Source organism: Frankia sp. CoBUL1 (genome assembly GCF_978021245.1).
Genome location: NZ_CDXDOS010000190.1, coordinates 1 through 6,745 on the forward strand (window position 1 = coordinate 1; position 6,745 = coordinate 6,745).

Here is a 6,745-nt window from a genome sequence, read left to right on the forward strand (position 1 = left end):
TCCGAAAACTGTCCGCGCAGCCGGTTACCGTGACCGCACTGGATCATCTTCACGGAGGTCGTCGTGGCGGTCACGGTCGCCCGTATCCGGGCTGAAGCACTCCGCCTGCGGGAGCTGGGCTGGTCCTATCGTCGCATCGCCCGAAGACTGCAGGCCCGCCATCACCTGAGCGCGCTCGTCGCGTTCCGCCTCGCGCACGGCTGGACGCAGGAGGAGGCCGCACGCCGCTGGAACGAGCGGTGGCCCGGTTCTGGGCTGGCCAAGACCGGTAAGACTTTCTCGTACTGGGAGAGCTGGCCGGCCAAGGGCGGCCGGGCGCCTTCCACGCAGGTCCTGTCACGGCTGGCTGAGCTCTACCTGTGCCGGCCGGGTGATCTGCTGGACGGGCGGGACTACGGCGAACCCGACGAGGGCTTCGAGGGAGGGGCGGGCCCCGCAGCCTCCGTCGGGTGCACCTGCGCAGCAGGCGGCACGGAGGAGGACGGGTGTGCGGGGCTGTGCTCGTTGGCTGACAGGCTGTCGTCTCCGGCGGCCTGCGAGGTCCCGTCCGCCCAGGCCCTCGACGCGTGGCTGGCAAATCTCCTCGCCGGATGGGTCCCGGCGGCATGATCGGCAGTCCCGGGCTCGGGTGGCCGCCTGGCGGGCCGCGCCCGGCGGGCGCCGGTGCGCGCGTTTCCGGTGGGGAGCGGCGGAGCTGGTCGAGTCAGTACAGTCGGACCGGCCATTGTTCCGCCGTCGTCCGCAGGTGGCGGTTGCGCAGCGGGCGGCTCGTCGCGTCGCCTGATCCTGCTTACGGAGTGTGTCTGTGTCTGCTCGTCTCGTCGTACTCGCCTCGGGAGCGGGAACCACCCTGCAGGTGATCCTCGACGCAACCGCGGACCCCGGGTTCGGCGCGGCGGTCGTGGCGGTCGGCACCGACCGCTACGGCACCGGAGCGGAACGGCGGGCCCGGGCGTCGGGGGTCCCGGTGTTCACCGTTCGTCTCGAGGACCACCCGGACCGGGATGCCTTCAACGCCGCGACGGCCGGGCGGATCGCCGAATTCGCGCCCGATCTGTTGGTCCTGGCGGGTTACATGAAGATTCTCAGTGCCCGGGTGATCGGCCGGTTCCGGGCGATCAACACCCACCCGTCGCTGCTGCCTGCCTTCCCGGGAGCCACCGCGGTGCGTGACGCGTTGGCCGCCGGGGTGAAGGTCAGCGGGGTGACGGTGCACTGGGTCGACGAAGGCGTCGACACCGGTCCGATCATCGCTCAGCGGGCGGTGCCGGTTGAGCCAGGCGATACCGAGCAGACACTTCATGCACGGATCCAGAGCGTCGAGCGAGGACTGTTCGTCGCGACGATCGGCGGGATCGTGCGGGCCGGGAGCGGCGACTCGACCCCGGCCGGACATCGACGGGGCGAGCACGGGTCTCCCGCATCGGCAGAAGTTTGGGTACAGGAGGAATCATGACGTCATCGGGCGAAGGTGTGGCCGGCGAGGGCGGGGCTGTCCGCGGATCCGAACCCGGCGAAGTGGTCCCCACCGGGCGGCGGCCGCTGCGACGGGCGCTTGTCAGCGTCTACGACAAGAGCGGGCTCGACATCCTCGCGGAGGCGTTCCTTGCAGCCGACGTCGAGGTGGTCTCGACCGGTTCAACCGCCGACGTCCTGGCCCGTCACGGGCTGGCGGTCACACCGGTGAGCACCGTGACCGGGTTTCCGGAGGTGCTGGGCGGTCGCGTCAAGACGCTGCACCCCCACGTGCACGCCGGTCTGTTGGCCGATCTGCGTAACGCCGAGCACGCCGCGGTGTTGGCCGAACTCGACATCGCTCCGTTCGACCTGGTCGTCGTCAATCTGTACCCGTTCGCCGCGACAGTCGCCGCCGGTGCGAGCGAGGACGAGGCGATCGAGCAGATCGACATCGGCGGTCCGGCCATGATCCGCGCGGCGGCGAAGAACCATGCGTCGGTCGCCGTTGTCGTCGCACCCGGCGACTACGCCGAGCTGGCCGCCGCAGTCAGCGGATCCGGATATGATCTTCCCGCTCGCCGCCGGCTCGCCGCGAAGGCGTTCGCCCACACCGCGGCGTACGACATCGCCGTGTCCTCGTGGTTCGCCGGCGTCGTCGCGCCGGACGAGGTGGCGCGGGAGAGCGGATGGCCCGACGTGCTGTCCGCGCAGTGGCACCGTACGGAGGTCCTGCGTTACGGCGAGAACCCCCATCAGCGCGCCGCGCTCTACGTGGAGAGCGACGCCGGGGGTCGGCCCGGCCTCGCCTCGGCCCGTCAGCTGCACGGCAAGCAGATGTCCTACAACAACTACACCGACACCGACGCCGCCCGCCGAGCGGTGTTCGACTTCACCGAGCCCGCCGTGGCCGTGATCAAGCACGCCAACCCCTGCGGCATCGCGATCGGCGCCACCATCGCCGAGGCCTACCGCAAGGCGCATGCCTGCGACCCGGTCTCCGCCTTCGGCGGGGTGATCGCGACCAACCGTCCGGTCTCGGGCGAGCTCGCCGAACAGATCGCGGAGATCTTCACCGAGGTCGTCGTCGCACCGGCCTACGAACCCGCCGCGGTGGAGATCCTCTCTCGTAAGCCGTCGATCCGGCTGCTGGAGTGCCCGCCGCCGCCGCACCAGCGCGGGATCGAACTGCGCCAGATCAGCGGAGGCCTGCTCCTGCAGTCGCGGGACGCCGTCGATGCGCCGGGCGACGAGCCGTCCGGATGGACGCTGGAGGCGGGATCACCTGCGGACGGGGCCCTGCTGGCCGAGTTGCGGTTCGCCTGGCGGGCGGTGCGCTCCGTGAAGTCGAACGCCATCCTCCTCGCGTCCGGCGGTGCCACCGTCGGAGTCGGGATGGGCCAGGTGAACCGGGTGGACGCTGCCCGGCTCGCGGTGACCCGGGCAGGGGACCGGGCGAAGGGGGCTGTCGCCGCGAGCGACGCCTATTTCCCGTTCCCCGACGGTTTCGAGGTGCTCGCCGAGGCAGGGGTGCGGGCCGTGGTCGAACCGGGCGGGTCGGTGCGCGACGAGCTCGTCATCACGGCTGCCCGGGAGGCTGGCGTCACGCTCTACTTCAGCGGTGTCCGCCACTTCGCGCACTGACAACGGGCCACCCAGGCCGGTGGCACCGGCGTGTGTTCCGCCAGCCATCGGCCGAAGCCTTTGTCGAGGAGGTCGTCGGCGGCCCCGGCACGCATGTCTTCACCGGCGCATGTCTTCACCGGAATCGGCGGCCCCATCGCAGATGCCCGTCCGTACGCCGATACTCCAGTTCGATCGAAGGAGCCGGCTCCACGGTGTCGCCGATGATCCCGGTCCCGGTCCCGGTGCTCGCCACGGCGCCGGGTGCCCCCGGCCCGTCGGCGCGCGTGTCCGGTCGGGCACTGGGCAGGCGTCCGGGATGCCGGTCGACCTCCGGTAGATGATCGCTGTCAGATCGATGATCGGCTTGGGACAGCGATAATCTGGCCGCGCCGGGCCGGCCTCCCGTCCGCTCCGGATGGCCATGGCGGATCGGATGGCCATGGCGGATCGGACGACTGCTGATCGGTGCCCGGTCGTCTGCCCCCGGACGTTCTGTCCCGACCCGCCGGCAGGCTGGCCTCGGTCGATGTTCCGACCGGCTCTGGTGGCTCTGGTGGTTCGTCCGTGGTGCCGCCCAACGGCGCCGTGCGCCGTTCGGTGCCCTCACTTCACGAGGCGGCGTTCGCCTCCGCGGCCGCCGAGCCCCGGCGCCCGCTGGCGCTGCCGTTGGACGTCGTTGCCGTTGGGCTGGCCGCCGCCGCGAGCGCACCGCCGGGCTGGTCGCCGTTCGGCACATAGCGCTGGGCTACCCAGTCCAGGGCGTCGCGCCAGCTCGCGCCGTAGAGCACCGAGATCCGATCCGCCGTCTGCCTCGCCAGCGCCTGGACGAACACCCGGTCGTCGCTGTCCAGGTGTCGGGCGTCCCCGAAGGTCTCCCAGGCCCGGAACATCAGTTCCTGCAGCTTCTTGCTGTGTGGTGATTCGTCTGTCACGTCACGCTCCATCCCACTTGGGCACTGCGGCCGGAAGTCTGCCCTAAGCCTGCATGATGCCTATAGGTGGGGGTGCTGCATATTGTGCGCGTGATGTGTTCGGATGGGGTAATCGTATCCTTGGTTGCTGGCATGTGATATAGGGAGGTCATCCCCGCTTCAGCAGGTCGTGGCATCGAGCAGATCACCGTCGTGGAGGATCCGCCGCCCGACGGGCCGGCCGTTCACCCGGGCCACCCGTGCGCCGCCCCGGCGTGCGCCCGTGCGCCGGTGGGCGCCGATGCTGCAGGCGGCCTACCGTATGTCCGTAAGGACCGATGCCCTGGTTGGATTGGTGTTCGATGCATCCTGCACCCGGGTGGAAGTCGTCGCCGATGGCGGCGGGGACGCCACCATGTCCCGTACGGGACCATTGTCCAGCAGGAGATCTCGACCGCTGCCGGAGGCGAGGGTGACCGACGCGGTGCGCCGCTCTGGCCCGGCTCGACCCGGGGATGATCCAGGCCGCCCCGGGCCGGGGGGGCGGCACCGATCCGGCGGATATTCCGGCGGATATGAGGCGCCCGATCCCCGGGCGGAGCGGGCAGAGCTGCCGCCGCGCCGCGCTGGGGCGGAAGCGGACCGGCGGCGTCCGTCGTGGCCGGGCACCGCCCGCGTTGACGTCTTCCGTCCGAGCGAGGATCGTGACGAGCGCCTTCCTGCCGAGTATCGCGGGTTGCGCCGGTTCGACCGTCCCGTTCCGCCGACACCGGCCCCGCCGGCCGCCCCGGGTCAGCCCGGATCGTCCCCACCGGAGCGGGTCGCGGGCGACGGCATCCCATCGCACGACCCGTGGCGTTCGGTGTCCTCCCCGCTGGTCGGCCTCGGGGAGCACCGGAAGCCGGCGGTCGGTGCGGAGCCTGGGCCACCCGTGGCAGGGACCATCTCCGGATCCCGGAGAACACCGGTCCCAGCTGCCTCCCCGCCGCCACCCGTCACGCCCGGCGCATCCGCCGGGCCCGGGCCTGCCGGGCCCGGCAGGCGTGGCGACGGGGGCGGGATCGGCGGCTGGCTACGGCAGGAGGCCACCCTCGCGTTGGTGCTCGCCGGGGTCACCGTCGGGCTGATGCTGGTCTTCCAGGACAGATGGCGCCGAGGAATGGTGGTCGTCGGCGTGGTCCTGGTGATGGCCGCTTTGGCCCGTCTGGTGCTGCCGGCACGGCGGATCGGCCTGCTGGCGGTGCGAGGACGGGTCTTCGATGTGAGTATTCTCCTCCTGTTTGGAGTATCTATGATAATCCTCACATTCGCCGTTCCCTACGTCGGCCCGTGACGGGTTAGCGCAGGCCGGTCATGGTGCGCCGCATCGCCAGACGGGTCAGGGAACTCGTCGGGATCGTGCCGCGGCCCAGCCCGATCTCGACGAGCATGTCGTACAGCTCGGTACGGGTGCGGGCGGCCCGCACCGCCGCGTCCATCAGTGTGCGGCGCCGCCCGGCGAGACCGGCGAGCAGGGCCGTGTGCCGCAGATGCCGTCCCAGCTCCGCGTCGAGAGCGCGTCGGTAGACCCGGCCCGCGGCGGCCGGGTGCGCCGCGCGGACGGCGGCATGCCCGGCCAGCGACCCCGACAGCACCGCGTAGTAGATGCCCTCCCCGGTCAGGGGGTTGATCAGGGAGGCCGCGTCCCCGGCGAGCAGCACGGGACCGTTCGGCTGCCGGGGGCGATGGGTCGACAGCGGCAGATGATGGGCCCGCAGCGTGGCCGGGTGCGCCGGTGTCTCGGGCAGCATGCGGGCGAGCGTGCGACGCAGGACGGTCTTGGCACTCGTTCCGTCCGTCCCGCCGGCCAGCCAGGACCGCAGCATCCCGTAGCCGATGTTCGCACGGCCGTCGCCGATCGGGAACGACCAGGCGTAGGCCGGCCAACCCTCGTCGGTCATGTGTATGAACTGTTCGAGGGGGCCGTCGCCGAAGGCGACGTCGGTATAGGCCCGCACGGCGATCGCCATTGCCCCGGGGGGGTTACCCGGCAGCCCGAGCCCGCGGCGTACCGCGGAGTTTGCGCCGTCCGCGCCGATGACGACCCGCGCCGTGAGCGAGCCGTTGACCACGACGACCGGCTCCCGTCCCCGACCGTCCAGGCGCGGCCGGTCGGTAAACTCCAGGGAGCGCACACGCCGCCGGATCAGCTGAGCTCCACGTGCCTGGGCGGCGGCCACGAGACGGGCGTCGAAGACCTCCCTGGGTACCACGTAGTTGGCTCGGGCCGAGGGAGTGGCCACCTCGGCGCCCCCTGGGGTGCGCAGGCGCATGCGGTCCACCGGCTGGTACCCGGCGACCGCATCGGTCACGCTGAGATCACGCAGGACGTCCAGGCCGTGTGGGGCGATGCCGTCACCGCAGGTCTTGTCCCGGGGGAACTCGGCGGCGTCGGCGATGACGACGTGTGCGTCCGGGCGTTCCCGCAGGGCGCCCAGAGCCGCTGCGCTGCCGGCCGGGCCGCCCCCGACGACAAGGACGTCAATCGTACGGGAAAGCAGGTCGGCAGCCTCGTCCACGCGCACGATCGGGGTGGCGACGGTGATCGTGTCAGCATCCTTGACCGGCCCCGCCGTCACGTATCGTGGTCCCGCGGTTCCCGCGTTGTCACGTCTCTCCGCCCGTTCCCGCGGACCTGGGCCGTCTCCCGGGGCCACGCCGGATCCTCGGGTATCCGTGGGGGCGTTCTCTCCGGGGCGCTCGTCACGCGGGGC

At 71.5% G+C, this 6,745-nt stretch carries 6 protein-coding genes; 4 read left to right on the top strand and 2 right to left on the bottom strand.

Annotated elements, in window-relative coordinates; translation table 11 throughout:
* Positions 1 to 63: 63 nt before the first annotated feature.
* The 3 genes from AC08OX_RS13255 (at position 64) to purH (ending at position 3,099) form a co-directional block, all read left to right on the top strand.
* Positions 64 to 609, top strand: a complete 546-nt coding sequence (locus AC08OX_RS13255) for a helix-turn-helix domain-containing protein (RefSeq protein ID WP_476608100.1) — start codon at positions 64 to 66, stop codon at positions 607 to 609.
* Positions 610 to 805: 196 nt separating this feature from the next.
* Positions 806 to 1,456 (top strand): phosphoribosylglycinamide formyltransferase, encoded by a 651-nt coding sequence (gene purN / locus AC08OX_RS13260; protein ID WP_476608101.1) that lies wholly within the window; start codon positions 806 to 808, stop codon positions 1,454 to 1,456.
* The gene (gene purH, locus AC08OX_RS13265; protein ID WP_476608102.1) at positions 1,453 to 3,099 is read left to right on the top strand and encodes a bifunctional phosphoribosylaminoimidazolecarboxamide formyltransferase/IMP cyclohydrolase; all 1,647 of its coding nucleotides are present in this window, start codon (positions 1,453 to 1,455) and stop codon (positions 3,097 to 3,099) included. The genes purN and purH overlap by 4 nt, the downstream gene beginning before the upstream one ends.
* 590 nt (positions 3,100 to 3,689) lie before the next feature.
* Here the strand turns inward: purH and AC08OX_RS13270 are convergent.
* Entirely contained in the window at positions 3,690 to 4,013 is a 324-nt protein-coding gene (locus AC08OX_RS13270; RefSeq protein WP_476608103.1) for a hypothetical protein, read from the bottom strand.
* A 910-nt stretch (positions 4,014 to 4,923) separates the two neighbouring features.
* Between AC08OX_RS13270 and AC08OX_RS13275 the strand changes: the two genes are divergently transcribed.
* A complete protein-coding gene (locus AC08OX_RS13275) occupies positions 4,924 to 5,325 on the top strand; it encodes a DUF3017 domain-containing protein (protein ID WP_476608104.1) in 402 nt (133 codons plus the stop codon).
* Between the two features lie 4 nt (positions 5,326 to 5,329).
* On the opposite strand, the gene AC08OX_RS13280 is transcribed toward AC08OX_RS13275, so the two are convergent.
* Positions 5,330 to 6,559 (bottom strand): NAD(P)/FAD-dependent oxidoreductase, encoded by a 1,230-nt coding sequence (locus AC08OX_RS13280; RefSeq protein ID WP_476608105.1) that lies wholly within the window; start codon positions 6,557 to 6,559, stop codon positions 5,330 to 5,332.
* Between the last annotated feature and the right edge of the window lie 186 nt (positions 6,560 to 6,745).

Coding starts and splice junctions, on each gene's coding strand:
- purH (WP_476608102.1), top strand. CDS start 1,453: ATGACGTCATCGGGCGAAGGTGTGGCCGGCGAGGGCGGGGCTGTCCGC.